Here is a 26393-nt window from a genome sequence, read left to right as displayed (position 1 = left end):
ACAGGCTCCAGCGTTGCCAAGGATAAAGGCGTCGCTTGAGCTTGAGGTCGAACTCACCAAAGGACTATAACAATGGCTCTCAGTAAAGAAGCGCCGGAGTTTGACATCGACGATGAGGTTCTCCTTATGGAGGCCGGTATCGATACGGATCCGATGTCAGATAATGAAGGAGCGGCACCACCTTCAGTTCGTACCAAATCCAGGAACGCCTCCGCGTTAAAGCAACACAAGTACATTGACTACACCCGGGCGCTCGATGCGACTCAGTTGTACCTCAATGAAATCGGCTTTTCCCCTCTGCTCACCCCCGAAGAAGAAGTCCATTTTGCGCGCTTGTCGCAAAAGGGTGATCCGGCTGGGCGCAAACGCATGATTGAAAGCAACCTGCGCCTGGTGGTGAAAATCGCCCGACGCTACGTCAATCGTGGGCTGTCGCTGCTGGACTTGATCGAGGAAGGCAACCTGGGCTTGATCCGGGCGGTGGAGAAGTTCGACCCCGAGCGGGGCTTCCGTTTCTCCACGTATGCCACCTGGTGGATTCGCCAGACCATCGAACGGGCGATCATGAATCAGACCCGTACGATTCGGTTGCCGATCCATGTGGTCAAGGAGCTCAACGTCTACCTGCGGGCGGCACGTGAGCTGACGCAAAAACTCGATCATGAACCTTCGCCTGAAGAGATCGCCAACCTGCTGGAAAAACCGGTAGGGGAGGTCAAGCGCATGCTGGGCCTTAACGAGCGTGTATCGTCGGTCGATGTCTCGCTGGGGCCGGATTCGGATAAAACCCTGCTGGACACCCTGACGGATGATCGCCCGACCGATCCCTGCGAGCTGTTGCAGGACGATGATCTTTCCCAAAGTATTGACCAGTGGCTGTCAGAGCTTACGGACAAGCAGCGTGAGGTGGTGATTCGCCGCTTCGGCCTGCGGGGTCACGAGAGCAGCACTCTGGAAGACGTAGGCCTGGAGATTGGCCTGACCCGTGAGCGGGTGCGGCAGATCCAGGTGGAGGGCCTCAAGCGCTTGCGTGAGATCCTTGAAAAGAATGGCTTGTCGAGTGAGTCGTTGTTCCAGTAAGCAACACGGTTTGAATGCTTGAATGTGGGAGGGGGCTTGCTCCCGATAGCGGTGAATCAGTCGATACGTCTGTCGACTGTTACATGGCTATCGGGAGCAAGCCCCCTCCCACATTTTTTGTGCCCGGCTTTTGTTCAGGTTTTTCCCAAAATCCAGGCATAAAAAAACCCCGCTTTTAAGGGCGGGGTTTTTTCGACTGATTCAGTACAAGTTAGATAACTTGAACTTCTTCAGCTTGCATGCCTTTCTGACCGCGGGTAGCGATGAAAGAAACCTGTTGGCCTTCTTTCAGGCTTTTGAAGCCGTCGGATTGGATAGCTTTGAAGTGAACGAACAGGTCGTCACCGGATTGTGGAGTGATGAAGCCGAAGCCTTTTTCATCGTTGAACCACTTAACGGTACCAGTTTGGCGATTAGACATGGTGTAACTCCTTGGACAAAGTTAACTGCGACTCAGGAAAAGCCCTGGCCGAGACTGAGTGCAAAGAGCAGGAAAAATTCTTGGAGATGGTTGGATCGAAATTCAACATATCGTGTAGAGATTCTCAGTGACACAAGCAACACAGTGACGCCACCTTAACCCTTTTTCCGGAACGTGCCAATGGTATTTCCGAAGGTTTCTCTATTTTCGTGACTGGCGGTGGTATTTACAGCCATGCCTGACGGCAACCCCGGCCCCGGCCACGTTGGCTGGAGCTTATAGCGGACAGGGCTTTGATCAAGAAAACCCTTGTGGCCTTTGAACCCCAAGGCTGGCCCCGGTAAGATGGCCCACAGATTTTTTCCACCTCGCTATTCAGGACACCGCCATGAGCATCAAATCGGACAAGTGGATTCGCCGCATGGCGCAGGAACACGGCATGATCGAGCCGTTCGTCGAGCGCCAGATTCGTGGCGAAGGCGACGAGCGGGTGATTTCGTACGGGGTTTCCAGCTATGGCTACGACGTGCGTTGCGCCGATGAATTCAAGGTGTTCACCAACATCAATTCGGCGATTGTCGACCCGAAGAACTTCGACGAAAAGAGCTTCGTCGACGTCAAGAGCGACGTGTGCATCATCCCGCCTAACTCCTTCGCCCTGGCGCGTACCGTGGAATTCTTTCGTATTCCCCGCGATGTATTGACCATCTGCCTGGGTAAAAGCACTTACGCTCGTTGCGGCATTATCGTTAACGTCACGCCGCTTGAGCCGGAGTGGGAAGGCCACGTGACCCTGGAGTTCTCCAACACCACCACCTTGCCGGCAAAGATCTATGCCAATGAGGGCGTGGCACAGATGCTGTTCCTGCAGTCCGACGAGGCTTGTGAAGTGTCCTACAAGGACCGCGCCGGCAAGTACCAGGGCCAGCGCGGCGTCACTCTTCCACGCGCTTGATCGAAAGCTCCTACGAGGAAAGGGAATTAGTCTGCGTAAATTGACTCTATTCAGGTGTACTGCCTCGACGCGTGTAAAACGCGTCGGGCCACGCTTGAGGAGTACCTTATGAAGATCGACCCGCGAATCAGCGCAGAACTCGCCCGGCTTGAACCCAACCAGATTGGTGTTCTGGCCTGGTCCCTGATGGCCAACCCTGCCCATGCAGGCGGCATTCCAGGCCAACCCGAACCTGATTACCCCCAGCCTACCGAGCCCGGTGAGCCAACCCTGCCAGACGAGCCACCACCCGCGCCTGTCGCCTGATACCTGGACGGCCAATCAGTCGCTGGCTGACTGAATTGGCCACACCTGGTGTTCGCCGATCACAAAGATTCGGTGCTCATCGTCCTCCTGCACGGCATAGCCCCCGGTAAAGGCGCCAAACGCCGGCAGCAGGCTGACCCGTTCGCCGATCCGGAAGCACGGCAAGCGCAAGCGCTGGCGGCCCCTGCCGCGCAACTGATACACCGGATGCACATGCCCCGCCAGTACGTGGTGGCTGGCATGAGCGTCAGGTTCATGTTGCAGTGCGAAAGGGCCCATCAGCAGTGGCTCGGGTACTACCTCAATTCTCAGGTCCGCAGGCGGGTCGCCCGCCCGTTTATCGTGATTGCCGCGAATCAGGGTCATCGCCAGTTCACTGTTGCGCTCACGCCAGGCCCGGATCGCGCCGAGGGTGCCGCTGGCGTGGGAGCCTGGTCCGTGAAGGAAGTCACCGAGAAAGACCACCTGCCTACAAGGCAAGGCCAACAACAGTTTGTCCAGCCGTTGCAGGTTGGCCGTTGTGGTGCCCTGAGGCACAGGTTGCCCGAGGCTGCGATAGGCTGACGCTTTGCCAAAATGCGCATCGGCAATCAGCAGGCACTGACGAGCGGGCCAGTACATGGCCTTGTCGGCCAATAACCACAGTTCTTCGCCTGCCAGCGTCAGTGCGCAATGCATCAAGCTTTTCCTTTGTCTGCGACTTTTTCCAGGTCCTTGACCATTCGCGCGATACGCTCCGACAGTTTTTCCGAACTCATGCTCTCGCGCATCCGTTCCACCAGCAACGGGAAGGCCAGGGGTGTGGGGCGCTCGATCTTGTGCAGATCCAGCTTCAGGGTCGAGAGATGACGTAAGGTCTGCTCCAGTCGGCGAATGTCCAACTCGTCGCGCAAGACTTCCTCCCCGGCTTGCGCCAGCAGCAGGTTCTGCGGGTCATACTGCTTGAATACCTCAAAGAACAAGCCGCTGGAGGCTTGCACCTGCCGCGTGCTTTTTGGTGCCCCGGGATGCCCGGCAAACACTAACCCGGCGATCCGCGCAATTTCGCGGAAGCGGCGCAGGGCCAGTTCTCCTGCGTTGAGGCTGGCGGCCACGTCCTCCAGCAAGCCCTGTGGGCTCAGCAACGCCGCATCCAGCAGCTGCGGCCAGTGCACGGGCGTGGCGCTCAACAGTTCCAGGCCGTAATCATTCACCGCGATGGAGAATGTCACCGGCTGCTGCCGACTGACCCGCCACGCCAACAAACTGGCCAGACCCAGATGCACCTGGCGTCCGGCGAAGGGGTACAAAAACAGGTGCCAGCCTTCTCGCGATTGCAGGGTTTCGGCGAGCAGATTGTGGCGCGTCGGCAGGCCGGACCAGCGCAGCTGGGTTTGCAGCAGCGGCTGTACCGCGTGCATTTCGGGGCCGTCGAAACGCCCCTGCGCCGCCGCGTCAAATCGTTCGACCACCGCCTGGGCCAGCTCGTTGGAAAGCGGCATACGCCCGCCATTCCAGCGGGGTACCGCGGCTTTTTTCGCGCTGCTGCGGCGCACGTAGGCGGTCATATTCTCCACGCGCACCAACTCCAGCAAACGCCCGGCAAACAGAAAGCCATCTCCTGGCTTGAGCCGCGCAATAAAGCCCTCTTCGACACTGCCCAGGTTTTTGCCGCCGCCGCCCTTGCTCCAGAATTTCAACTGGATACTGGCATCGCTGACGATGGTGCCCACGCTCATGCGGTGACGGCGTGCCAGGCGGGCGTCCGGGACGCGCCATATACCGTGCTCATCAGGCTCCACACGGCGGTAATCCGGATAGGCGGTCAGCGACAGGCCGCCATGGCGCACAAACCCCAGGGCCCAGGCCCAATCCGCTTCGGTAAGATCGCGGTAGGCCCAGGCGCCGCGTACTTCCGTCAGCAGTGCATCCGGGGTAAAACCACCGCCTAAAGCCATGCTGACCAAGTGTTGTACGAGGACATCCAGCGGCTTGTGCGGCGACTCCCGCGCTTCGATGCGCCGTTGTGCGATTGCATCCTGGGCGGCGGCGGCTTCCACCAGCTCCAGGCTGTGGGTCGGTACCAGCGTTACCCGTGACGGTCGACCCGGTGCATGGCCGGAGCGCCCGGCGCGTTGCATCAGCCGCGCCACACCTTTCGCCGAGCCGATCTGCAGTACTCGCTCCACCGGCAGGAAATCCACACCCAGGTCGAGGCTGGAGGTGCACACCACCGCCTTGAGCTGCCCGTCTTTCAACGCTCGCTCCACCCAGTCCCGGGTCTCCCGCGATAGCGAGCCGTGGTGCAGGGCAATCAATCCGGCCCAGTCCGGTCGGGCGTCGAGAATCGCCTGATACCAGATTTCCGATTGCGCCCGGGTGTTGGTAAACACCAGGCAACTGCTGCTGGCCTCTACCTCGGCGACTACTTGCGGCAACATCTTTAAACCCATATGCCCGGCCCAGGGAAAGCGCTCTGCGACGGGCGGCAGCAAGGTGTCGACTTTGAGTGCCTTGGCCGTCTGCCCCTGTACATTGATCCCACCGCCCTGTGGGACCAGAACCTCCAAAGCGTGGGCCTGATTACCCAGCGTCGCGGAAATGCCCCACACCATCAACTCAGGATGCCAGCGCCGCAAGCGTGCCAGCGCCAGTTGCAACTGCACGCCACGCTTGTTGCCGATCAGCTCATGCCATTCATCCACGATCACCATGCGCAGGTGCGCCAGGCTCGTTTCACTGTCGGCCCGTGCGAGCATCAAGGTCAGGCTTTCCGGGGTGGTGACCAGGGCGGTGGGCTGGCGGCGTGTCTGGCGTGCGCGCTCACTGCTGCTGGTGTCGCCGGTGCGCAGGCCCACGCTCCAGGGAATGTGCAGGGCCTCCAAAGGTGCTTGCAGGGCACGTGCGGAGTCCGCCGCCAGGGCACGCATCGGTGTGATCCACAACACCGTCAGCGGTTCGGCAGGCGGTTTGCGCTTGCCGGTGGCGGGTGGGCGGGTGATGGCGAAACGATTGAGGGCGGCAAACCACAAGGCATAGGTTTTACCTGCCCCTGTACTGGTATGCAGTAACCCCGACTGGCCTGCCTTGACCGCTGCCCAAACGTCTTTCTGAAAGGCGAACGGTTTCCAGCCTTTGGCGGCGAACCATTGTTTGGCGAAGTCGTGGGTTTTTGCCATTCGGCAGCGCACGCTCTGGAGGGTCTATTGCACAGACCTCTCAGGCACTGCTGACGTTCCAACTGTAGGAGCGGGCTTGCCCGCGAAAAAGGCCCAGGCACCGCGTTTATCCAGGATGCCCGCGTTATCGTTGACGATTTTCGCGAGCAAGCTCGCTCCTACTTCAAATTGCCACTCAGAAACTGCTGCAGGCGTTCGCTTTTCGGGTTGCCCAGCACAGCCTCAGGCGTACCTTGCTCCTCCACCAGGCCCTTGTGCAGGAACAGCACCTGGCTTGAAACCTTGCGCGCAAAGCTCATTTCGTGGGTCACCATGATCATGGTGCGGCCTTCTTCGGCCAAGCCTTGGATTACCTTCAACACTTCGCCCACCAACTCCGGGTCCAGGGCCGAAGTGGGTTCATCGAACAGCATCACCTCAGGCTCCATGGCCAGGGCACGTGCGATCGCCACCCGTTGCTGCTGGCCGCCGGACAGGAACGCCGGGTATTGGTCGGCCACGCGCGCCGGCAGCCCGACCTTGTCCAGGTAGCGGCGGGCACGGTCTTCGGCGTCCTTCTTGCTGCAACCCAACACACGGCGCGGGGCCATGGTGATGTTTTCCAGCACGCTCATGTGGCTCCACAGGTTGAAGTGCTGGAACACCATCGCCAGCCGTGTACGCAAGCGTTGCAGCTCGGCGTCGTCAGCCACGCGCATACCATGGTGGTCGCTGACCATGCGGATCGCCTGGCCGTCCAGGGTCATGGCGCCATCGTTGGGGGTTTCCAGGAAGTTGATACAGCGCAGGAAGGTGCTCTTGCCGGAGCCGCTGGCGCCGATCAGGCTGATCACGTCACCGGTCCTGGCCTTGAGCGAAACACCTTTGAGCACTTGATTGTCGCCATAGCTTTTATGCAGGCCTTCAACGGTCAGTTTGTACATGGGGCGTGCATCCTCAAGGCGAAAGTAGATAGCCGCTGCGGTAGGCCTGCGTGCCGGCGATATGGCTGATGACCATCCCGGCAGTGGCCATGCGGCGTAGCGAGCGGGCGTACAGCAAGCCGGCGTGCTCGCAGCGCACCGGTGTGACACGGTCGGTAATGGGGTCGATGATTTCGGCGATCAGTTGCCCGGCCTCCAAGTATTGGCCCGGCAACGCACTGAACACCAGCAAACCGCCGACCGGGGTGGTGACCGGTTCAACACCCGCCAATGGCGTAGCCGGGTATGCCAGGGCGGGCAGGGGCGCCACGTCGCCAGTGATGGCGCCGAAGTGAATCAGATAATCGATGATGGCCTGGCAGTCCAGCGCGGCCAGGCCATGGTTTACATCGCCCTGGCCGCGCAGTTCGACGGTCACCGAAAAACTGCCCATGGGAATCGGGAAGTGCTCGCCGAAACGTTGCTGCAACTGCCACCACACCAGGGTGAAACACTCATCAAAGGACTGCCCACCGGAATCGGTGGCCAGCAGGTTGGCCTCGGAGCCCAGGTACCGCGCCAACGGCTCTACCTGCGGCCAGGCTTCGGGCGTGGTGTACAGGTGCGCCACGGCTTCGAAGTCGCAATGCAGGTCGAGCACCATGTCGGCATCACAGGCCAGGCGTTGCAATACCAGGCGTTGGGATTGCAGTTGGGTCTGGGCGGTTTGTGCGGCCAGGGCGCTGGACAATGCCGTGCGGATCAAGCGGGCATTGTGCTGGGGATCATCGCCCAGCAGGTCTTCGACCTGGTTGCCGACCTCTTCGCCAAGGTCGACGAACAAGCGATTGAAGTTCTGCCCGCTTTCCAGTTCATAGCGGCCCAATGGGATGTCCATTAACACTTGTTCGAGGCCCACCGGGTTGGCGACCGGCACCAGCACGATTTCGCTGCGCACGTGCCCGGCCGCCGCCAACTCGGCCAAGCGAACTTTCAAATGCCAGGCCACCAACATGCCCGGCAGTTCATCGGCGTGCAGCGATGATTGGATGTAGACCTTGCCTGCGGCCTGTTGCGGGCCGAAGTGAAAACTATGGATCTGCCGCGCCGTGCCGGGCACCGGCGCGATCAGGTCATGTAGCTCATGGCGCATGAAGGCTCCTTAATGGCTCGGCCCTAGAAAGGCCAGCCAGCGGCGCTCCGCCAGACGAAACAGGCCAACCAGGGCGAAGGTCACCGCCAGGTAGATCAGCGCGGCGATGCCAAACGATTGAAAGGTCATGAAGGTGGCTGAGTTGGCGTCCCGTGCCACTTTCAGGATGTCGGGGATCGTTGCGGTAAACGCCACCGTGGTGGAGTGCAGCATCAGGATCACTTCGTTGCTGTAGTAGGGCAACGCGCGACGCAGCGCTGACGGCATGATCACGTAGGCGTACAACTTCCAGCCGCTGAGGCCGTAAGCCTTGGCCGCCTCGACTTCGCCATGGGCCATGCTGCGGATCGCCCCGGCGAAAATCTCCGTGGTGTAGGCGCATGTGTTCAGCGCGAAGGCCAGGATGGTGCAATTCATCGCGTCGCGAAAGAACGCATCCAGCAGCGGTTGTTCGCGTACCGCGGCAATGCTGTAGATGCCGGTGTAGCAGATCAGCAGTTGGATATAGAGCGGCGTTCCGCGAAACAGGTAGGTGTAAAACTGCACCGGCCAACGGATCAGGCGCTTGCGCGAGACGCGGGCGATGGACAGCGGGATCGACACCAGAAAGCCGATGACCAGTGCAGCCGTCAGCAACCACATGGTCATGGCAAGGCCAGTGATGTGCTGACCGTCGCTATAAAGGAAGGGGCGCCAGTATTCCTGCAAAAGCTCGATCATCGCACTGCCTCCCGTGCGCCGGCGGAGTAGCGACGTTCCAAACGGCGCAAGACAAAGTTGGAGGCGCTGGTGATCAACAGGTAGATCAGCGCCGCGAGTACCAGGAAGTAGAACAGTTGATAGGTGCTTTTGCCCGCATCCTGAGCGGCTTTCACCAGGTCTGCCAGGCCGATGATCGATACCAGCGCGGTGGCCTTGAGCATCACCATCCAGTTATTGCCGATGCCCGGCAGGGCAAAGCGCATCATCTGCGGGAAGGTCACGTAGCGAAACCGCTGCCCGCGCTTGAGCCCGTAAGCAGTGGCGGCTTCCAGTTGGCCGCGGGGCACGGCGAGGATCGCGCCGCGAAACGTTTCGGTGAAATAGGCCCCATAGATAAACCCCAGGGTGATCACCCCGGCGCTGAACGGGTCGATCTCGATATATTCCCATTCCATGAAGTCGGTAAAGCTGCTGAGCCAGGTTTGCAGGCTGTAGAAAATCAACAGCATCAGCACCAGGTCGGGTACTCCGCGAATCAGCGTGGTGTAGAGCTGGGCGGGGATGCGCAGGAACGGCAGGCTGGACAGTTTGGCGCTGGCGCCGAGCAGGCCCAGCAATACGCTGACGGCCAGGGACAGCACCGACAACTTGATGGTCATCCAGGTGCCTTGCAGCAACAGCGGGCCGAAACCCTTCAAGCTGAGCGCGCTCAACCCGAGGGTTTGCAACAGTTCTTCGAACATAAATCAGGACCTATGGCGATAGAAAAGCGCCCCTGCCGGGAGGGGCGCTCCAGGCATTATTTGCCGCTGTACAGGTTCAAATCGCCAAAGTGTTTCTTCTGGATGGTGGCGTAGGTGCCATCATCGTGTAACGCTTTGATACCTTTATCCAAAAGCGCCTTCAGTTCAGTGTTACCTTTTTTGATACCGACAGCGGTTTTCGATGGCAGCAACGGGTCGTCAATGGCTGCGCTGACTTCATAACCGGCACCGGCCGGCGACTTGAGAAAGCCCAGTTCGGCTTGGAGCATGTCCTGCACCGAAGCGTCGAGACGGCCGGAGGTCAGGTCGGCATACACCTGGTCCTGGTTGGCGTAGGCCTTGGTGGTTACCCCGGCTTTGTCCAGTACGGCCTTGGCGTAGGCTTCCTGGATGGTGCCTTGCTCATAGCCCACGGACTTGCCCTTGAGGGACTCAGGTGTCGAGTAGCCGGCGCCTTTCTTGAATACCAGCGACGTGGGGCCGGAGAACAGCTCGGTGGAGAAGTCGATCGCCTTTTCGCGCACCGGCGTTACGGTCATCGACGAAATCACGCCATCGAACTTGTTGGCTTTGAGGCCCGGGATCATGCCGTCGAAGTCACTTTCAACCCACTTGCACTTGACCTTCAGCTCCGCGCAGATCGCATTGCCCAGGTCGATATCAAAGCCCACCAGGCTGCCGTCGGCGGCTTTGGATTCGAACGGTGCGTAGGAAGGGTCGACACCAAAACGCAATTCCTTGTATTCCTTGGCGGTAGCAACACCAGCGGCCATGCACAGAGCCAGTGCAGAAAGGGTCAGCAATGCTTTTTTCATTATGTATTCCCTGGAAACCAAGATAAGCGCTTGTGGCGCGTTGAGGACTGTTACTGAACGGTGTCAGACGCAGCACAAGTAGCAATTTCTGCACCATAGTCCCGGATGAGCTTTTTAAAAGGTGGGATGAGGCCGTTTCAAGTGTAGGCGGTGCCCGAAAGTGGGCATGGAATTTCCAGTGCACCATTCTGGATCGGTTGCTGATCAAAAGGTGGGAGCTGGCTTGCCTGCGATAGCGGTGGGTCAGTTGTTACATGGGGTGCTGACTCACCGTCATCGCAGGCAAGCCAGCTCCCACAAGGGCTATATCAGGTCAGCAGGTCTTGTAGCGTGGCCAGGTTGTCCGCTTCTTCCACCGCCTTGTCCTGGCGCCAGCGCAGCATTCGCGGAAACCGCACCGCAATCCCGCTCTTGTGCCGCTTGGACAGGGCGATACCCTCAAACCCCAACTCAAACACCATGCTTGGCGTCACGCTGCTGACCGGGCCGAATTTCTCCACCGTGGTTTTGCGCACAATCGCATCGACCTTGCGCATCTCCTCGTCGGTCAGCCCGGAATAAGCCTTGGCGAACGGCACCAACGTGCGCTCGCTGCCCGGCGGGCCGTCCCATACCGCGAAGGTGTAGTCGCTGTACAGGCTGGCGCGCCGGCCATGACCGCGCTGGGCGTAGATCAACACGGCATCGACGCTGAAGGGATCGACCTTCCACTTCCACCACAGGCCCATGTCCTTGGTGCGGCCTACACCGTACAGCCCCTTGCGATCCTTGAGCATCATGCCTTCAACACCCAGGCTGCGAGAGGCTTCGCGCTGGGTCGCCAGCGCTGCCCAGGTTGGCGCCTCGATCAGCGGCGAAGGCAACATCACCGGTTGGTCGCACGCAGCAATCACCTGTTCCAATTGCGTACGGCGTTCGGCCTGGATGTGGTTGCGCCAGTCGTCGCCCTGATATTCCAGCAAGTCGTAGGCGAGCACGGCGACAGGCGCATCCTCAAGCACTTTTTTACTCAGGGTTTTGCGACCGATCCGCTGTTGCAGCAGCGCAAAAGGTTGCACCGCGTCTTTCCACACCACGATTTCGCCATCGATCACCGTGCCATCGGGCAAGCCACTGACCAGGCTGTGAAGCTCGGGGAAACGCTCGGTTACCAACTCTTCGCCTCGGGACCAGATCCACAGGCGCCCCTCGCGTTTGACCAACTGCGCGCGGATGCCATCAAACTTCCATTCCACCTGCCAGTCGGCGGGGGAGCCGAGCAAGGTGTCGAATTGCTCCACGGATTGCGCCAGCCCGTGGGCGAGAAAAAACGGATACGGCTGCCCGCCACGTTGCGCATGTTCGTCGGATGATTGGGCAGCGATCAGCTTGAGATAACCCTCGGCGGTGGGGCGATTGGACAGATCCGTGTAGCCCACCAACCGCTGCGCCACGCGCTTGCTATCCAGATTGGCCATGGCGGCAAGGGCGCGGGTAACCAGCAGTTTGGAGACGCCGACGCGAAAACTGCCGGTGATCAACTTGATGCACACCATCAGGCTCGGTTGATCCAGTTGCGCCCATAGCGCCGGCAGGCGCTCGGCAAGGTCCAGGGGCGACAGGCCGCGCAGGGGCAGCAGCTTTTCTTCCAGCCACACGGCAAGCCCGTCTTCAGAGGTGTAAGTCGATTCAGGGAGCAGCAGGGAGATGGTTTCGGCCAGGTCGCCTACCGATTGATAGCTCTCTTCGAACAGCCACGGCTCAATGCTCGCCGCTTCAGTCGCCATCTCCCTGAGCAAGCGTGTGGGCACCAGTTGCCGCGGCCGCCCGCCGGAGAGAAAGTACACGGCCCATGCCGCATCTTCCGGCGGCGCTTGCAGGAAGTAGGCTTGCAGGGCTGCGAGCTTGGCATTGCTGGAAGTGGTGGCGTCGAGGTTGGCGTACAGCTCGGCGAAGGCTTTCATGCCGTGGCCTCTTCTTCGTCATCACCGTATTCGGTGCTGAAACCCTGGGCATCCAGGCCCTTTTCCCGCAGGTGGCGTACCAGTACGCCGACCGAGCCGTGGGTAACCATCACCCGTTCGGCGCCGGTTTGTTCGATGGCCCACAACAGCCCGGGCCAATCGGCGTGGTCCGACAGCACAAAGCCGCGATCCACCCCGCGCCGACGCCTTGTACCGCGCAAGCGCATCCAGCCGCTGGCGAAGGCGTCGCTGTAGTCGCCGAAACGGCGCATCCAGGTGCTGCCGCCGGCGGAGGGCGGGGCGATGATCAGGGCTTGGCGCAGCAACGGGTCGGTCTTCTTGAAATCCCCGGCATACAGGGTTTCGGGAATGTAGATGCCAGCTTCGCGGTACACCCGGTTCAACGGCTCGACGGCGCCGTGGCTGAGGATCGGGCCGATGCTGGCGTCGAGGCCATGGAGAATGCGCTGGGCCTTGCCGAAGGAATAACAGAACAGCACGCTGGCCTTGCCAGTGGCGATATTGGCCTGCCACCAGTCGTTGATCCCGGCAAAGATCTGCGCCTGGGGCTGCCATCGGTAGATCGGCAGGCCAAACGTGGATTCAGTGATAAAGGTGTGGCAACGCACCGGTTCGAAAGGCGCGCAGGTGCCATCGGGTTCGACCTTGTAGTCGCCGGACGCGACCCAGACTTCCCCCTGATATTCCAGGCGCACCTGCGCTGACCCGAGCACGTGCCCGGCCGGATGGAAGCTCAAGGTCACGCCGTGATGCACCAACTGCTCGCCATAGGCCAGGGTTTGCAGGTTGATATCCTGGCCCAGCCGCCAGCGCAAAATGCCTTCGCCGGGGGCAGCGGCCAGGTAATGTTGGTTGCCGGTGCGGGCATGGTCACCGTGGGCGTGGGTGATGACCGCGCGTTCCACCGGGCGCCAGGGGTCGATGTAAAAATCACCGGCAGGGCAATAGAGGCCTTCGGGGCGTGCGATGACGAGGTCCATGGTTTTGCCGGGGCGGTGGGCTTGTTACTTTTGAGGCGGGGCTGGGTGTAGAAGTTCTATCTGAATGCTTGGGATCCAAATGTGGGAAAGGGCAAGCCTTATTTCTGTAGGAGCGAGCTTGCTCGCGAAAAACTCATAGGCGCCGCGTTCATTCAGGAAGCACGCGTTATCGTTGACGTTTTTCGCGAGCAAGCTCGCTCCTACGGGATTTACCTGATGTTTTCAGCGAGACCGGGTCATTTACCGGGCGTCAGGGTCAACCTGGCCTTGCCATACACCTTTTCAAAGTTCTGCGGCTGCATCGGGAAGCTCAGGTATTGCGCCTTGAGCGACGGGTCGATGCCATTGGCATAGTTCGGGCTGGCCGGGTTGCCGGACTGGCCGATGCCGCCCTGACCCAGCATCGGCTCGGCCAGGCCGAAGTCGATGATCATGCGCAGCGCCGGTACTTGGGTGGTGTTGAAATCCTCGCCCCAGTTGTACGGAGCCGGGTTCAGGGTGTTGTGGTCGCCACCGCTGGCGAAGGGGCCGCGGATAACCTGGCCACTGGTGTTCTTCCAAGTGGTGCTGTGCAGCTTGCCCCATTGCCAGGCTTTGTGATCGGCGCCCGGTTGGCTGTCACCGGCACTGATAGCGGCGGCAAGCGTGCGGGCCAGGATCGCAGGCTTGTCTTCTTTTTGCGCGGTGCGCGTGTCATCCCAGAACGGGCTGTCTTCGCGGCCCAGCAGGTGGTCGGCGATGGCTGAATAGGACAGGCTGGCGTTGCTGATAAAGGCTTTCCAAGTGGCGCTGTTTTCAGGGCCGAGTGTGTCGAGGAAGATCTGTTTGGCGCTTTCCTGCAGGAACAACTCATAGACCGCCGCGTCAGCCGAGGTGGGCGCAAGGCGGCCATCAAAGGCCATCAGGCGTTCCAGTGCTTCACGGGCCTTGGCGCGCTCCGCTGGCGGCAGGGCGTCGATCGCCTGCTTGAGCGGCTGGGCCATGCCCGGGGCCTGGAACATGCTCTTGAGCTTGGCGGCGAAGGTCGTGGTCTGGTCGTATTGCATGGCGATCAGGCTGCGGCTGTCATGCTTGCCCGCGCCGGCCAGTTGCGCCAGGCGTTCACTGCGCTCCGGTGCATCCCAGGAGTTGGACAACTGCATCCCGTAGCCACGGGGTGCGGTGCGCTGGTTGGCCGTGCCGATCCAGCCCTGGGCCGGGTCCTGATCGTAGGGATGCAGCATCGCATCGGCATAACCGTCCCAGTCAAAGCGCGTGTCCCAGCCCGGCGATGGCAACAGGCCTTCGCCTTCGCGGCGGTTCGGGAAGCGGCCGGTGACCTGCCAGCCGATATTGCTGGCGTCGGCAAAGATCATGTTCAACGCGATGGCGCGAATCTCGCGAGTGGCGTCCGAGGCCTTGCCGGCGTTTTGCGCACGGGACAGGTCGAAGAACGCATCCAGGCTCTTGTCGTCCTTGAAGTCGGCAGTTTGCAAGGCCAGGCCCAGACCGCTGGTGAGGGCCTGGCTGCTATTGAGCAGCGCGCCGTGACGGGTTTCGTACACCGTTTCGCGAATCGAGCGCTGGCCCTTGATAAAGAAGGTTTCGTTGCGCACGGCAGCGGGCAGCCATTTGCCGTTGTTCTCGTAGTACAACGCGCTGCCCTGGCGCTTGACCTTCTCCAGGAACAGGTCCTGGGTATCGCCCTTGACCGCGCTCATGCTCCACGCCACCTTGCCGTTGAAACCCGACAGCAGGGTCGGCAGGCCGGCAATCGAAGCGCCGACGGCCTGGTATTTAGGCGCGCGAATCTGCACGTAGCTCCATGGCGACGGAGCCTGTGGCGTGGCGGCGATATCGCTGGCCAGCAGGCTTTTGCCGCTGCGGCTGCGTTGCGGGGCGATGGCCCAGTTGCTTGAGGTGGTGACCCCGAGCGCGTTGAGGCTGCTCAATTGCTGGCTGACCGTGCCCAGGGCGGCGAGGCCGCTGATCTGCCCCAGGTTCACACCTTTGAGCTTGTCGGCCTCGGCCAGCGGTACGGCTTCATCCGGCGCGCTTGGGATGAGCCAGGCGAGTTTGTCGACGCCGACCTTTTGCGCCAGTACCAGGGACGAAATCTCTTCCTGCAGGTTGCTCGACTCGCTGAAATTGAGCAGGCAGAACAGCAGTGCCGAGTCTTCCGGTTTCCAGTATTCGGGTTTGAAACCGCTTTGAGCCAGATCCGCCGGCAGCTTGTCGCGATAGCGGAACAGGTAAGCGTTGACGCCCCGGGCATACACTTCAAAGAAGCGCTTGAGGCGTGGCGATGAGGCGTTGTACAGCTCACCGGCGCTTTTCTTGAGGTTTACGGCGCGCATGAAGCGGTCTACGTCCAGCACTTGCGGCCCGGACATTTCCGCCAGACGGCCCTGGGCCAGCAGGCGCAAGGTGACCATCTGCGTGATGCGGTCGCTGGCGTGCACATAACCAAGGCTGAACAGCGCGTCGTGGAAGGTGTTGCTTTCGATCAGCGGCATGCCTTGGGCATTGCGGCGTACCGATACATTCTGTGCCAGGCCCTTGATTGGCTGTACGCCAGCCACGGGTGGCAGGGTGTCCTGGGTGTTCTGGAGCTGGCAACCGGCCAGGCCCAAGGCACTGGCCACTGCCGCGGCAACGCCGAACCGGGGAAGAAAATGTGAGAGGGCTGGCGAGGCCATGGCAAAGCTCCTGCGGGGGGTAGCGTCAGTAAAGGCGCTACGTTAGTGAGCGCGGCGAAACGACGCAAGCGGGAGTTGTGTAATGCCTTGTAGAAGCGAGCTTGCTCGCTCCTACAGGTATCAGGGTTTGTCCTGGCGTGGCTTACGCACCGTGGCACTTCTTGAATTTCTTCTCGCTGCCGCACGGGCAAGGATCGTTGCGGCCAACGTCCTTCAAGGCGTTGCGCACCGGTTCCTGGTGAGCGTGGCCGCAGTTCGGTCCGTGGACATGGCCGTGGTCGTGATCATGGTGATCGTGATCGTGGTTGCAGTCAGGACCATGGACATGGGGTTGCTGAGTCATCGATGTTGCTCCGGAATAAAATCGCCGGGGATTATCTCGCCATTGTGAGCCACCTGCACGTCATTACCGATGAATAATCCGGTTTTCAGCTCGCCCTCCAGGCGATAGGGCACGGGGCGCTCGGGATTTTTCAGCATCTGCACCACATCGCGTACGCGCGGCCAGAGGTTGGTGCGTACCGAGATCCGAAAGACTTTATGACCGCGCGGCGGCACCGTCAGCCATTCATTGGATTCGCCTTCGGTCAGTACCAGGTCGCCAAGGGTGACCTTGTAGATCAGACCGCGCACGGTCAGGTCGGCATCGCCGCGGTTGTCTACGCGAAAATAGAGTTTGAATTTCTGCTCCAGCAGCTTGGCGCGCACGACTTCGACCTTCACCAGCGATACATGAGGCGGCGGCGAGTCATCTTCGAACCACGAGGCGCAGCCTGTCAGGCCCAGGGTTAACGCCAGCATCAAGCTGTAAATCCGAAGCATGGCGTTATCCCTGTCAGTCAATTAAAGGTAGCTGGAACAGCACTTCTTGAATTTTTGCCCACTGCCGCACAGGCACGCATCATTACGCCCGGCCTTCACTTCCACCGTCGGGTCGATGAAGTACCAACGCCCCTCATTCTGTACGAAAGAAGACTGTTCGCGGTGGCTATGTTCGCCGGTGCTGTCATGCCAGCGTGCGGTAAAGGTGACGAACGCGTGTTCCGGCTGGCCGCCGAAGACCTCGGAGCTTTCAACCTCAAGGCCCAGCCAGGTGCTTTGGGCACTCCAGGCGGCGATGGCGTCGCGGTCCAGGCCGGCCTGTTGCGCGGGCAGGGTGGTGGCCACCAGGTAATCGACCAGGCCCAGCACATAGGCGCTGTAACGCGAGCGCATCAAGGCACTGGCACAGGGCGCCGGGTGGCCGGCGTGATAATGGCCGCAGCAGGCATCCAGCAGATTGCCGCTGCCGCACGGGCAAATGGATGTACTCATTGGGTTACCACCAATACTTTCCAAAATTCTCCGGGTTGGCCCAGAAGCGTGCGTTGAGCCAGTCGGGTACTTGTTTATAGTCAAGCAGATCATAGGTAAACAGCGTCAGAACTTGCTCTTCGCGCTGGAAGCGCTCCCCGGCTTGCAGGGCCAGGGAAAAGAAGTCGGTGTCCTTCCAGTCGCAGGCGCGCAGGTCGACCAGCACCGCGATTCGGCTGGCATTGAGGTTTCGAACGCCGCCCAACAGCGTCAGACCTTGAGGCTTGGGCAAGTGTTCAAGGCAATCGACTACCAGCGCCAAATCAAAACGCTGCGCTGCCAGTTCGGCAGGCAGCGGCCCAGGTGCGGCAACACTGACGTGCACATCAGGGTGCGCGGTTTTAAACGCCTCCAGCGCCGGAAACTGGCTGGCGCCCAATAACAGCAGGCGTTTGGGCTGGTGCAATTCAAGCAGGGCAGCCAGGGCTTGCTGGGGTGTACGGGAAGAAATACCAGCGGTCATTGCAGATCCTCACATCAGGACCGTAGAGACTAGCGCGGCTGGGCGTGTGAGCCTAGGACATTGCGGCCAAGGCCACGGCGGCTTGTACCGTACCTGCGGATTTTTTTGATCCTTCACTGGCAAATCGCCGGTATAAGTCGTTACTGTGCGCTCAAAGAAAAATTTGAAAACACTCAGGAGCCCCATGATGCGTAAGGTTTTTCTGTTGGCCCTGTTGGTCAGCCCCGTTGCCCTGGCCCAGAGCGTCAGTGTTGAAACCAACTCGTTGATGCGCCTGCCCAGCAGCACCAGCGTGTTGCAGCTTGAGCGCCTGGACGTGGCGGACTACGGCACCTTGCTGATTCCGGCCACTATCAGCCAGGTCACGGTGGATGAGCTGCACCTGGGCCGCGACGCACGCATCACCATTGTTCCCGGTGCCAGCGCGCTGCAAATGCAAGTGCGCCAGGCGCAACTGGAGCAGGGTAGCCAGATCACGTCTCGCGGCGCCCCCGGCACCCATGAAAAACCTGCCAAGGCTGGCCGTGACCTGACCTTGCGGATCAATTCCCTCAGCGCTGAAACGTTGTCGGTAGACGCCCGCGGCGGTGCCGGTGCCCAAGGGTATGCGGGCCTGGATGGTGCCAACGGCGTAGACCCGGGCTGCACCTGGGGTTCAGCCGGGCGCGGTTTTAACGGTGACAACGGCGGCGATGGCCTGCCGGGCGCAGCGGGCGCACAGGTACGCCTGGAGTTGCCGCAGGACTTCCCGATTGAGCAAATCAAGGTCTTGGTGGACGGCGGTGCCGGTGGCTTGCCTGGCGTGGCGGGCAAACCCGGCAAGGGCGGCCAGTCCAAAGGCTGCCTGGTGTACCGCGCCGATGGCGGCGACAAGGGCCGGCCAGGGCTGGAAGGGCAACCGGGGCCGGCTGGGCCTGCGGGGGCTGTGACTATTCAGCGGCTGTAGGAGCGAGCTTGCTCGCGAAAAACGTCAACGATAACGCGTGCTTCCTGAATAAACGCGGCGTCTGTGAGTTTTTCGCGAGCAAGCTCGCTCCTACACGCGTTAGGGCAAGCCAACAGCTCAGAACATCGGCCGAGCCGAAGCCACCGCCACCACCACCAACCCCACGATCAAATTAATCCCCACCAACTTGCGAATCTGCCCCAACGCAGCGGCGCCCGCCGGCCAATCCTCAGCGGCCACCGCGGCCTTCAGTTCGGGAAACTTCAACGCCTGAATGCGGATAAACAACGCAGTCATCACCAGATACAACCCCATCATCACCTGCACATAACGCGGCGCGGTTTCAAACCCGCTGAAGCGCAGTTGCAGTAAACCAACGCCGCTGATCGGCAAAATCACCACCGCGACCCACACCCACACAAAAAAGCGTTGAAACACATTTGCCCACAACTTGAGCCGGGCAGGGCCCTCAAGGGCCGCCATGGCGGCGGGACGCAGGATCATCCAGGCGAAAAACATACCGCCGACCCAGATCAGGGCGGCCAGTACATGCAGGGTGTAAGCGAGGCTAAACGCGGTCATTGTGGTACTCCGTTCTGCGCGGGATTAATTAGCGGGGTATGATAGCGGCCGATCCGAACCACTGAAAATTTATCCAGCGTTTTTTGCGCCCGACTATCCATGATCAGCACTGAACTCAAAACCACGATCCAGGGCGCCTATTCGCGTTTTCTCGAAGCCAAGAGCTTGAAACCGCGTTATGGCCAACGCCTGATGATCGCCGAAGTGGCGAAAGTCCTCGGGGATATCGACACCGACGACGAAGGTCGCCGCGAGGGCGAACCCGCGGTCGTGGCCGTCGAGGCCGGCACCGGTACCGGCAAGACCGTGGCTTACAGCCTCGCCGCGATCCCCACCGCCAAGGCCGCCGGCAAGCGCCTGGTGATCGCCACCGCCACTGTCGCCCTGCAAGAGCAGATTGTTTACAAAGACTTGCCCGACCTGATGCGCAACAGCGGCTTGAGTTTTACCTTCGCCCTGGCCAAGGGCCGTGGGCGCTACATGTGCCTGTCCAAGCTCGACGTATTGCTGCAGGAAGGCCATGCGCAAACCGCCACCGCCTCCTTGTTCGAAGAAGAAGGCTTCAAGATCGAGGTGGATGAGGCCAGCCAGAAGCTGTTTACCAGCATGATCGAGAAGCTGGCCGGCAACAAATGGGACGGCGACCGCGACAGCTGGCCCACCGCCCTGGAAGATTCCGACTGGGCGCGCCTGACCACCGACCATAGCCAGTGCACCAACCGCCATTGCCCCAATTTCGGTCAGTGCGCCTTCTACAAGGCTCGCGAAGGCATGGGCAAGGTGGATGTCATCGTCACCAACCACGACATGGTGCTGGCCGACCTGGCTCTGGGCGGCGGCGCGGTGCTGCCCGACCCACGCGACACACTTTATGTGTTCGACGAAGGTCACCACCTGCCGGACAAGGCCATCGGGCACTTCGCCCATTACACGCGCCTGCGCTCCACTGCCGACTGGCTGGAAACCACTGCCAAAAACCTCACCAAGCTGCTGGCCCAGCACCCATTGCCCGGCGACCTGGGCAAGCTGATCGAGCAGGTGCCGGAGCTGGCGCGGGAGATCAAGACCCAGCAGCAATTCATGTTCAGCGCCTGCGAACAGGTGGCCGACTTCAAGCCCGGCGAAGATGTTGAGGGTCGTGAGCGCCCGCGCCACCGGTTTGTCGGCGGCATGATCCCCGAGCACATGCGCGAAATGGGCATCGAGCTGAAGAAGGGCTTTTCACGCCTGACCGATCTGTTCACACGTCTTACCGATTTGCTCAAGGAAGGCATGGACGGCGAGGTCAACATCGGCATCGCCAGCAACCAGGCCGAGGAATGGTACCCGCTGTTCGGCAGCCTGTTGTCGCGTTCCCAGGGCAACTGGGAACTATGGACGGCCTTTACCGTGGAGGACCCGGAAGACAACCCGCCCATGGCCCGTTGGCTGACCCTGTCGGAAAGCGGTGCGCTGTTTGATATCGAGGTCAACGCCAGCCCGATCCTTGCCGCTGAAATGCTACGTCGCAACTTGTGGAACGTGGCCTACGGCTGCCTGGTAACGTCGGCCACGCTGACCGCTTTAGGCACCTTCGATCGCTTCCGTATGCGCGCCGGTTTGCCGAAAAAGGCCGTTACCGCTGTGGTACCGAGCCCGTTTCATCATGCCGATGCCGGTGTGCTGCGCGTGCCGGACTTGAAGGCCGACCCACGGGATGCTGCGGCCCACACCGCGGCGATCATTCGCGATTTGCCATCATTGGTGGAGGGTTCGCGCGGCACCCTGGTGCTGTTCTCGTCGCGCAAACAGATGCAGGACGTGTTCGACGGCCTTGACCGCGACTGGCGCAAACAGGTGTTTATCCAGGGCAACCTGTCCAAGCAGGAAACCCTGAACAAGCACAAGGCGCGGGTCGACGGCGGTGATTCCAGCGTATTGTTCGGCCTGGCAAGTTTTGCCGAAGGCGTGGACTTGCCCGGCGCTTACTGCGAACACGTGGTGATTGCCAAGATCCCGTTCTCGGTGCCGGATGATCCGGTCGAGGCGGCTCTGGCCGAATGGATCGAAGCCCGGGGCGGCAACCCGTTCATGGAAATCTCGGTGCCGGATGCTTCATTGAAGCTGGTGCAGGCCTGCGGGCGCTTGCTGCGTACCGAGCAAGACCGCGGCACCATCACCTTGCTGGACCGTCGCCTGGTCACTCAGCGCTATGGCAAGGCTATCCTTAATGCATTGCCGCCGTTCAGGCGCGAAATTTCTTAAGCCACCGTGGGCGAATTCGCCCACTTCGTGGTCTATCTCATCACTATCACCGGGTCATTCACCGGCCGTTTGGGAGAACCTTGTTCGTATGATTCGCACGCTGCCCGCTCTTTTTGCCTTGCTGTTCGCCGCGCCGTTGATGGCTGCGCCTGCCGGGCAACAAACGCTGTTCAACTTCGTCCGGCCTGCCGATGTGGTCAAGGTGGCGACTCAGGACGCCAGCCTGCCTCAATACAACGCTGAACAAACTCCCGAAGGCGAGGTGCTGCGTCGTATCACCTTCAACCCGGCCGCCGAGCCGAGCCTTGTGCTCAGCCCGCAAACCGGCGTGTGGGACTGGTCGCAATCAAGCGCCATGAGCTTGCGTATCCAGAGTGCGATGAACTGGGCTCTGACGCTCTACGTCAAGGTGCAGAGCGCCGACGGCAAGACCCTGGTCAGCCGCATCGACCTGCCGGCCGGGCCTGCGCAGACCTTGCTGGTGCCACTGCAAGCCAACTCGCCACTGAGCCAGGGCATGAAGGCGGGCCCGCCGATGCCGATGACCGTGGATGGCCAGCGCGTGTTGCTGGCCGGCAGTGCTGGCGAAATCGACCGCAGCCAGGTGGTGTCGGTGACCTTGTCGATGATCAAACCCAATGCTGCCCAAAGCATCCTGCTGGAGCGTTTTGGCGTGCAGGACAGCGAACCGGTGATCAAGGCCGCCTACAGCGAACTGGTCGACGCTTATGGCCAATCCACCCGGGCGCGCTGGCCGGAGAAGGTCAGCAGTGACGAGCAGCTCAAAACGTCGGCGGCCAAAGAGCAACAGCAGCTCAACACCTGGTTGGCTGAGCGAGGCAAATCCTCCCTGGACCCGTACGGCGGTTGGAACAAAGGCCCGGCGTTCGATGCCAGTGGCTTTTTCCGCACCGAGAAACGCGATGGGCGCTGGTATTTGGTGACGCCGCAAGGTCACCCGTTCTACTCCCTGGGGGTCAACACTGTGGCCCCGGACAACAGCCAGACCTACGTGGCCGGGCGTGAATGGATGTTCGCGGCGCTGCCCAAGGCCGGCGAACCCTTCGACAAGTATTACGGCAGCAGCGATAACCGCACCGGCAACGGTGCCGGCGAAGGTCGCGGCTTTGGCTCGGGGCGTTGGTACGATTTTTATGGCGCCAACCTGCAGCGCACTTACGGCGGCGAAGGTTTGGACCAGAAACGCTGGGTGACGCACACCCTGGACCGCCTGCAAGCCTGGGGCTTCAATACCGTGGGCAACTGGAGCGATGAGGACCTGGCCACTGCCGACCGCGTGCCGTACACCTTGCCGCTGTCTATTGTGGGTGACTACGCCAGCATCAGCACCGGCACCGACTGGTGGGGCGGTATGCCCGACCCGTTCGATCCACGTTTCGCTATGGCCACCGAACGCGCCGTGGCCATCGCCGCTCGCGATCACCGCGATGATCCGTGGTTGATCGGTTTCTTTGCCGACAACGAACTGGCCTGGGCCGGTCCCGGCGACGATGCCAAATCCCGTTACGCCCTGGCCTACGGCACCCTGCGCATGACCACCGATGTTCCGGCCAAGCGCGCCTTCCTCAAGCAGTTGCGCGACAAATATCGCAACGAAGAAGGTCTGTCCAAAGCCTGGGGCATACAGTTGGCTGGTTGGGAACTGATGGAAGATCCCGGCTTCGAGCCACCGATGCCCAGCGCAGAGCACCCGGAAATCGAAGCTGACTTCAAATACTTCCAGAAGACCTTCGCCGACGCGTACTTCAAAACCATTTCCGACTCACTGAAGTGGCACGCCCCCAACCAACTGTTGCTGGGCGGGCGTTTTGCGGTGAGTACCCCGGAAGCCGTGGCGTCGTGCGCGCAGTATTGCGATGTGCTGAGCTTCAACATGTACACCCTCAAACCCCAGGACGGTTATGACTTCGCCGCCCTGCGTGCGTTGGACAAACCGGTGCTGATCACCGAATTCAACTTCGGCTCGGCCGACCGTGGCCCGTTCTGGGGCGGCGTGACGCAACTGGCCCGCGAAGAAGATCGCGGTACGGCGTACGCCACGTTCCTCAAGCAGGCCATGGCCGAGCCGTCGATTGTTGGCGTGCACTGGTTCCAGTACCTGGATCAGCCGGTGACCGGGCGTCTGCTGGATGGCGAAAACGGTCACTTCGGCCTCGTGGGCATCACTGACCTACCGTTCCAGGGGTTTGTCGACAGTGTGCGCAAGAGCAACCTGGCGGCAGTCGACCAGTTGGGCCGTGAGGCACAAAAAGCCAAGGCGACCCGCACGGCGCGTGAAAGTGAAGGCGCCAAGCCGGGCCAGGGCGGCAAAGCCGCAGGGCAGGGCGCCGGACATGCCGGTGGGCACTCCGGCAACGGCCATTGATTCGTCGTGGACGGGTTCACAAAACCTACAATGGCTGAAAGAATGGCGACCACTTTTCATGGTGTTTTGCGAGGGGATTCAGGTGCAGATTCAGGGTCATTACGAGCTGCAGTTCGAAGCGGTACGCGAAGCCTTTGCCGCATTGTTCGATGACCCCCAGGAGCGTGGTGCCGGGCTGTGCATCCAGATAGGCGGGCAAACCGTCGTCGATCTGTGGGCCGGTACTGCCGACAAGGATGGTGCCGAAGCCTGGCACAGCGATACCATCGTCAACCTGTTCTCCTGCACCAAGACCTTCACGGCTGTCACTGCCCTGCAATTGGTGGCCGAAGGCAAGCTCAAACTTGATGCCCCGGTGGCAGACTACTGGCCGGAGTTCGCGGCGGCGGGCAAGGAAGCGATCACGTTGCGCCAGTTGCTTTGCCACCAGGCCGGGCTGCCGGCCATCCGCGAAATGCTGCCTACCGAAGCCTTGTACGACTGGCAACTGATGGTCGACACCCTGGCGGCCGAGGCTCCGTGGTGGACACCGGGCGAGGGCCATGGCTACGAGGCGATTACCTACGGTTGGCTGGTCGGCGAACTGCTGCGCCGTGCCGATGGGCGCGGGCCGGGGGAGTCGATCGTGGCACGGGTCGCACGGCCGCTGGGGCTGGACTTCCACGTCGGTCTGGCGGATACAGAGTTTTATCGTGTGGCCCATATAGCGCGCAGCAAAGGCAATATGGGGGATGAAGCCGCGCAACGGTTACTTCAAGTAATGATGCGCGAACCGGCGGCGATGACCACACGTGCATTTGCCAATCCACCGTCTATTCTGACCAGCACTAATAAACCCGAATGGCGACGCATGCAGCAGCCCGCGGCGAATGGTCACGGTAATGCACGCAGCCTGGCCGGGTTTTATAGCGGTTTGTTGGACGGTAGTTTGCTGGAAAGCGACATGCTCGAACAATTGACTCGCGAACACAGTATTGGGCCGGATAAAACCTTATTGACCCAAACCCGTTTCGGCCTGGGCTGCATGTTGGATCAACCGCAGCTGCCCAATGCCACGTTCGGCCTCGGGCCACGCGCTTTCGGGCATCCCGGTGCAGGAGGCTCGGTCGGGTTTGCCGACCCTGAACATGATGTAGCGTTCGGTTTTGTGACTAATACCCTGGGCCCTTACGTACTTATGGACCCACGCGCGCAGAAGTTGGTCGGAATATTGGCCGGTTGTCTATAAACCCCTTGCTGTTTCACAATTTTTTGTTACAAAGGCAAGTATAAAAAGATGCTGAACGACGTGTTGTAACTTGAATGTTCTTTAAGCGTCTGTTTAACGGGTCACCAGGCCCCCTGGTTTTTTCTCATTTTGTGGATATCTCATGTTATCGAACAAGTCCTTGGCACTCGCGCTGTGCCTCACTATTACTGGTTGCGCACAAACTCCACAAAATGATGCCGAAGGTGGGCATTGGTGGTCATTTGGTTCGGACAAGGCTGCGACCAAGGACGCAGTGACCCAAACCGACGCCAAGCCGGATGCCAAGCCAGCAGCAGGCGCCAAGCCTGTTGAACCTGTCGCCGCTGCTGCTGCACCTGCCCCGGCCGCCAAGGCTGATAGCGGCTACAGCTGGTGGCCGTTCTCCACCAAAAGCGCCGAAGAAAAAGCCGCCGATGCCAAGGCCGACCTGAAAGCCGACCTCAAGGCCGCAACCCCGTCTTCGGACGCGGCACCTGTCGTCGCCAAGACCGACGCCGAACCGCGCTGGTGGTGGCCGTTCGAAAGCAAGCCAAAGCCTTTGGCCAAGGTCGACGTGACCAACGTACCAATGCCTGACCCGAAAATCACCCAAGCCTGGCTGGACGACTACGAGCCACGCCTGCGCGCCGCCATCAAGGACAGCAACCTGCAACTTGAGCGTCGTGACAACGTGCTGGTAGTGATTGCACCGGTAGACGGCTCCTACAACCCAAAACGTCCGGCAATGCTGTTGCCGGTGACCCTGGGCCCGTTCACCCGTGTGGCCAAGGCCGTTGAAGCTGATCCCAAGACCGCCGTACTGGTTCTGGGTCACGTCGATGCCACCGGCAGTGCTCCTGCGAGCCAGGCGTTGAGCAAGGAACGTGCGCAGTCGATTGCGTCGATCTTCAGCCTCAGTGGTTTGAAGCAGGACCGCCTGATGCTGCGTGGCATGGGCGACCTTATGCCGCGTGCCGCCAACGACAGCAATCAGGGCCGTGCGCTGAACCGTCGCATGGAAATTATGTTCACTCAGCGTACAACGATGTTGGCACTGCTGAGCAAATACAATTCGGGCAAGACGCCGCCTGTTGCGGAAATGGTTGCCGTGCAGAGTGCTCCAGCCCCGGCACCGGCGGCAAAAGCACCCGCCAAGAAGGCCCCGGCCAAGAAAGCGGCCGCCAAGCCAGCGGCTAAAAAGGCCGCGGCCAAACCCGCTGCGAAGAAGCCGGCGGCAACCAAAGCCAAGGCTGCTGCACCCGCTTCGAACGACCAGGCGAAAAACTGAGCCGTTGAACCACAAGGATAAAGCC

General features: G+C 60.8%; 24 protein-coding genes. 8 read left to right on the top strand and 16 right to left on the bottom strand.

Translation table 11 applies throughout. The features are described 5' to 3' along the window. The first annotated feature begins 72 nt into the window (after nucleotides 1–72). Nucleotides 73–1080 carry an RNA polymerase sigma factor RpoS gene (gene rpoS, locus JFT63_RS06205; protein WP_032877359.1) on the top strand — a complete coding sequence of 336 codons (1008 nt, stop codon included), beginning with the start codon at nucleotides 73–75 and terminating at the stop codon, nucleotides 1078–1080. A gap of 211 nt (nucleotides 1081–1291) precedes the next feature. Here rpoS and JFT63_RS06200 read toward each other — a convergent pair whose 3' ends face one another. Further along, nucleotides 1292–1501: a cold-shock protein gene (locus JFT63_RS06200; RefSeq protein ID WP_002554837.1), complete on the bottom strand. Its 210-nt coding sequence runs from the start codon at nucleotides 1499–1501 to the stop codon at nucleotides 1292–1294. 388 nt (nucleotides 1502–1889) lie between these two features. On the opposite strand from JFT63_RS06200, the gene dcd reads away from it, so the two are divergent. Then, on the top strand, nucleotides 1890–2456 hold the full coding sequence (gene dcd / locus JFT63_RS06195) for a dCTP deaminase (RefSeq protein ID WP_003189215.1): 567 nt from the start codon (nucleotides 1890–1892) through the stop codon (nucleotides 2454–2456). A gap of 108 nt (nucleotides 2457–2564) precedes the next feature. Next, nucleotides 2565–2762, top strand: coding sequence for a hypothetical protein (locus JFT63_RS06190; protein ID WP_005785769.1), 198 nt, complete (start codon nucleotides 2565–2567; stop codon nucleotides 2760–2762). 15 nt (nucleotides 2763–2777) lie between these two features. Here the strand turns inward: JFT63_RS06190 and pdeM are convergent, their stop codons facing one another. The 14 genes from pdeM to JFT63_RS06120 form a co-directional block, all read right to left on the bottom strand. Further along, nucleotides 2778–3440, bottom strand: coding sequence for a ligase-associated DNA damage response endonuclease PdeM (pdeM, locus tag JFT63_RS06185; protein WP_198843603.1), 663 nt, complete (start codon nucleotides 3438–3440; stop codon nucleotides 2778–2780). Beyond that, nucleotides 3440–5920 carry a ligase-associated DNA damage response DEXH box helicase gene (locus tag JFT63_RS06180; protein WP_198843602.1) on the bottom strand — a complete coding sequence of 827 codons (2481 nt, stop codon included), beginning with the start codon at nucleotides 5918–5920 and terminating at the stop codon, nucleotides 3440–3442. Before JFT63_RS06180 ends, pdeM begins: the two co-directional genes overlap by 1 nt. Nucleotides 5921–6078: 158 nt before the next feature. Then, a complete protein-coding gene (locus JFT63_RS06175) occupies nucleotides 6079–6843 on the bottom strand; it encodes an ABC transporter ATP-binding protein (RefSeq protein WP_198843601.1) in 765 nt (254 codons plus the stop codon). 13 nt (nucleotides 6844–6856) lie between these two features. Then, nucleotides 6857–7975 (bottom strand): succinylglutamate desuccinylase/aspartoacylase family protein, encoded by a 1119-nt coding sequence (locus JFT63_RS06170; protein ID WP_198843600.1) that lies wholly within the window; start codon nucleotides 7973–7975, stop codon nucleotides 6857–6859. A 9-nt stretch (nucleotides 7976–7984) separates the two neighbouring features. Further along, nucleotides 7985–8695, bottom strand: coding sequence for an ABC transporter permease (locus JFT63_RS06165; RefSeq protein WP_057701289.1), 711 nt, complete (start codon nucleotides 8693–8695; stop codon nucleotides 7985–7987). Continuing rightward, nucleotides 8692–9420, bottom strand: a complete 729-nt coding sequence (locus JFT63_RS06160) for an ABC transporter permease (RefSeq protein ID WP_005785781.1) — start codon at nucleotides 9418–9420, stop codon at nucleotides 8692–8694. The genes JFT63_RS06165 and JFT63_RS06160 overlap by 4 nt, the downstream gene beginning before the upstream one ends. 56 nt (nucleotides 9421–9476) lie before the next feature. Next, entirely contained in the window at nucleotides 9477–10256 is a 780-nt protein-coding gene (locus JFT63_RS06155) for a transporter substrate-binding domain-containing protein (RefSeq protein WP_005785784.1), read from the bottom strand. A gap of 308 nt (nucleotides 10257–10564) precedes the next feature. Next, nucleotides 10565–12199 carry an ATP-dependent DNA ligase gene (locus tag JFT63_RS06150; protein ID WP_198843599.1) on the bottom strand — a complete coding sequence of 545 codons (1635 nt, stop codon included), beginning with the start codon at nucleotides 12197–12199 and terminating at the stop codon, nucleotides 10565–10567. Next, nucleotides 12196–13200: a ligase-associated DNA damage response exonuclease gene (locus tag JFT63_RS06145; RefSeq protein ID WP_032877352.1), complete on the bottom strand. Its 1005-nt coding sequence runs from the start codon at nucleotides 13198–13200 to the stop codon at nucleotides 12196–12198. The genes JFT63_RS06150 and JFT63_RS06145 overlap by 4 nt, the downstream gene beginning before the upstream one ends. Before the next feature lie 236 nt (nucleotides 13201–13436). Then, nucleotides 13437–15878, bottom strand: coding sequence for a penicillin acylase family protein (locus JFT63_RS06140; RefSeq protein WP_198843598.1), 2442 nt, complete (start codon nucleotides 15876–15878; stop codon nucleotides 13437–13439). Nucleotides 15879–16020: 142 nt separating this feature from the next. Then, nucleotides 16021–16221 carry an SEC-C metal-binding domain-containing protein gene (locus JFT63_RS06135; protein WP_003189235.1) on the bottom strand — a complete coding sequence of 67 codons (201 nt, stop codon included), beginning with the start codon at nucleotides 16219–16221 and terminating at the stop codon, nucleotides 16021–16023. Beyond that, nucleotides 16218–16700, bottom strand: coding sequence for an LEA type 2 family protein (locus JFT63_RS06130; protein ID WP_198843597.1), 483 nt, complete (start codon nucleotides 16698–16700; stop codon nucleotides 16218–16220). Before JFT63_RS06130 ends, JFT63_RS06135 begins: the two co-directional genes overlap by 4 nt. Nucleotides 16701–16721: 21 nt before the next feature. Next, the gene (locus JFT63_RS06125) at nucleotides 16722–17192 is read right to left on the bottom strand and encodes a YchJ family protein (protein ID WP_057701286.1); all 471 of its coding nucleotides are present in this window, start codon (nucleotides 17190–17192) and stop codon (nucleotides 16722–16724) included. Nucleotides 17193–17196: 4 nt separating this feature from the next. After that, the gene (locus JFT63_RS06120) at nucleotides 17197–17694 is read right to left on the bottom strand and encodes a DUF6231 family protein (protein ID WP_186562793.1); all 498 of its coding nucleotides are present in this window, start codon (nucleotides 17692–17694) and stop codon (nucleotides 17197–17199) included. 187 nt (nucleotides 17695–17881) lie between these two features. Here JFT63_RS06120 and JFT63_RS06115 point away from each other — a divergent pair, with 187 nt between their 5' ends. Next, nucleotides 17882–18640 (top strand): collagen-like triple helix repeat-containing protein, encoded by a 759-nt coding sequence (locus JFT63_RS06115; protein ID WP_057701284.1) that lies wholly within the window; start codon nucleotides 17882–17884, stop codon nucleotides 18638–18640. Between the two features lie 117 nt (nucleotides 18641–18757). Here the strand turns inward: JFT63_RS06115 and JFT63_RS06110 are convergent, their stop codons facing one another. Beyond that, nucleotides 18758–19222, bottom strand: coding sequence for a CopD family protein (locus JFT63_RS06110; RefSeq protein ID WP_198706992.1), 465 nt, complete (start codon nucleotides 19220–19222; stop codon nucleotides 18758–18760). Between the two features lie 99 nt (nucleotides 19223–19321). Here JFT63_RS06110 and dinG point away from each other — a divergent pair, with 99 nt between their 5' ends. From dinG to JFT63_RS06090, 4 genes are all read left to right on the top strand, one after another. Beyond that, complete coding sequence (dinG, locus tag JFT63_RS06105; RefSeq protein ID WP_005785803.1) at nucleotides 19322–21466, top strand: ATP-dependent DNA helicase DinG; 2145 nt, start codon at nucleotides 19322–19324, stop codon at nucleotides 21464–21466. Between the two features lie 88 nt (nucleotides 21467–21554). Beyond that, nucleotides 21555–23852: a beta-galactosidase gene (locus JFT63_RS06100; RefSeq protein ID WP_057701282.1), complete on the top strand. Its 2298-nt coding sequence runs from the start codon at nucleotides 21555–21557 to the stop codon at nucleotides 23850–23852. A gap of 82 nt (nucleotides 23853–23934) precedes the next feature. Next, a complete protein-coding gene (locus JFT63_RS06095; RefSeq protein WP_198843596.1) occupies nucleotides 23935–25080 on the top strand; it encodes a serine hydrolase domain-containing protein in 1146 nt (381 codons plus the stop codon). 142 nt (nucleotides 25081–25222) lie between these two features. Continuing rightward, nucleotides 25223–26368, top strand: coding sequence for an OmpA family protein (locus JFT63_RS06090; protein ID WP_186562787.1), 1146 nt, complete (start codon nucleotides 25223–25225; stop codon nucleotides 26366–26368). Nucleotides 26369–26393: the final 25 nt, after the last annotated feature.

This window comes from Pseudomonas sp. MF7453, from assembly GCF_016405455.1.
Lineage (GTDB): Bacteria > Pseudomonadota > Gammaproteobacteria > Pseudomonadales > Pseudomonadaceae > Aquipseudomonas > Aquipseudomonas paralactis.
Note: the sequence above shows the minus strand (reverse complement) of the source record. Positions and strands in the feature narration are given on the sequence as shown.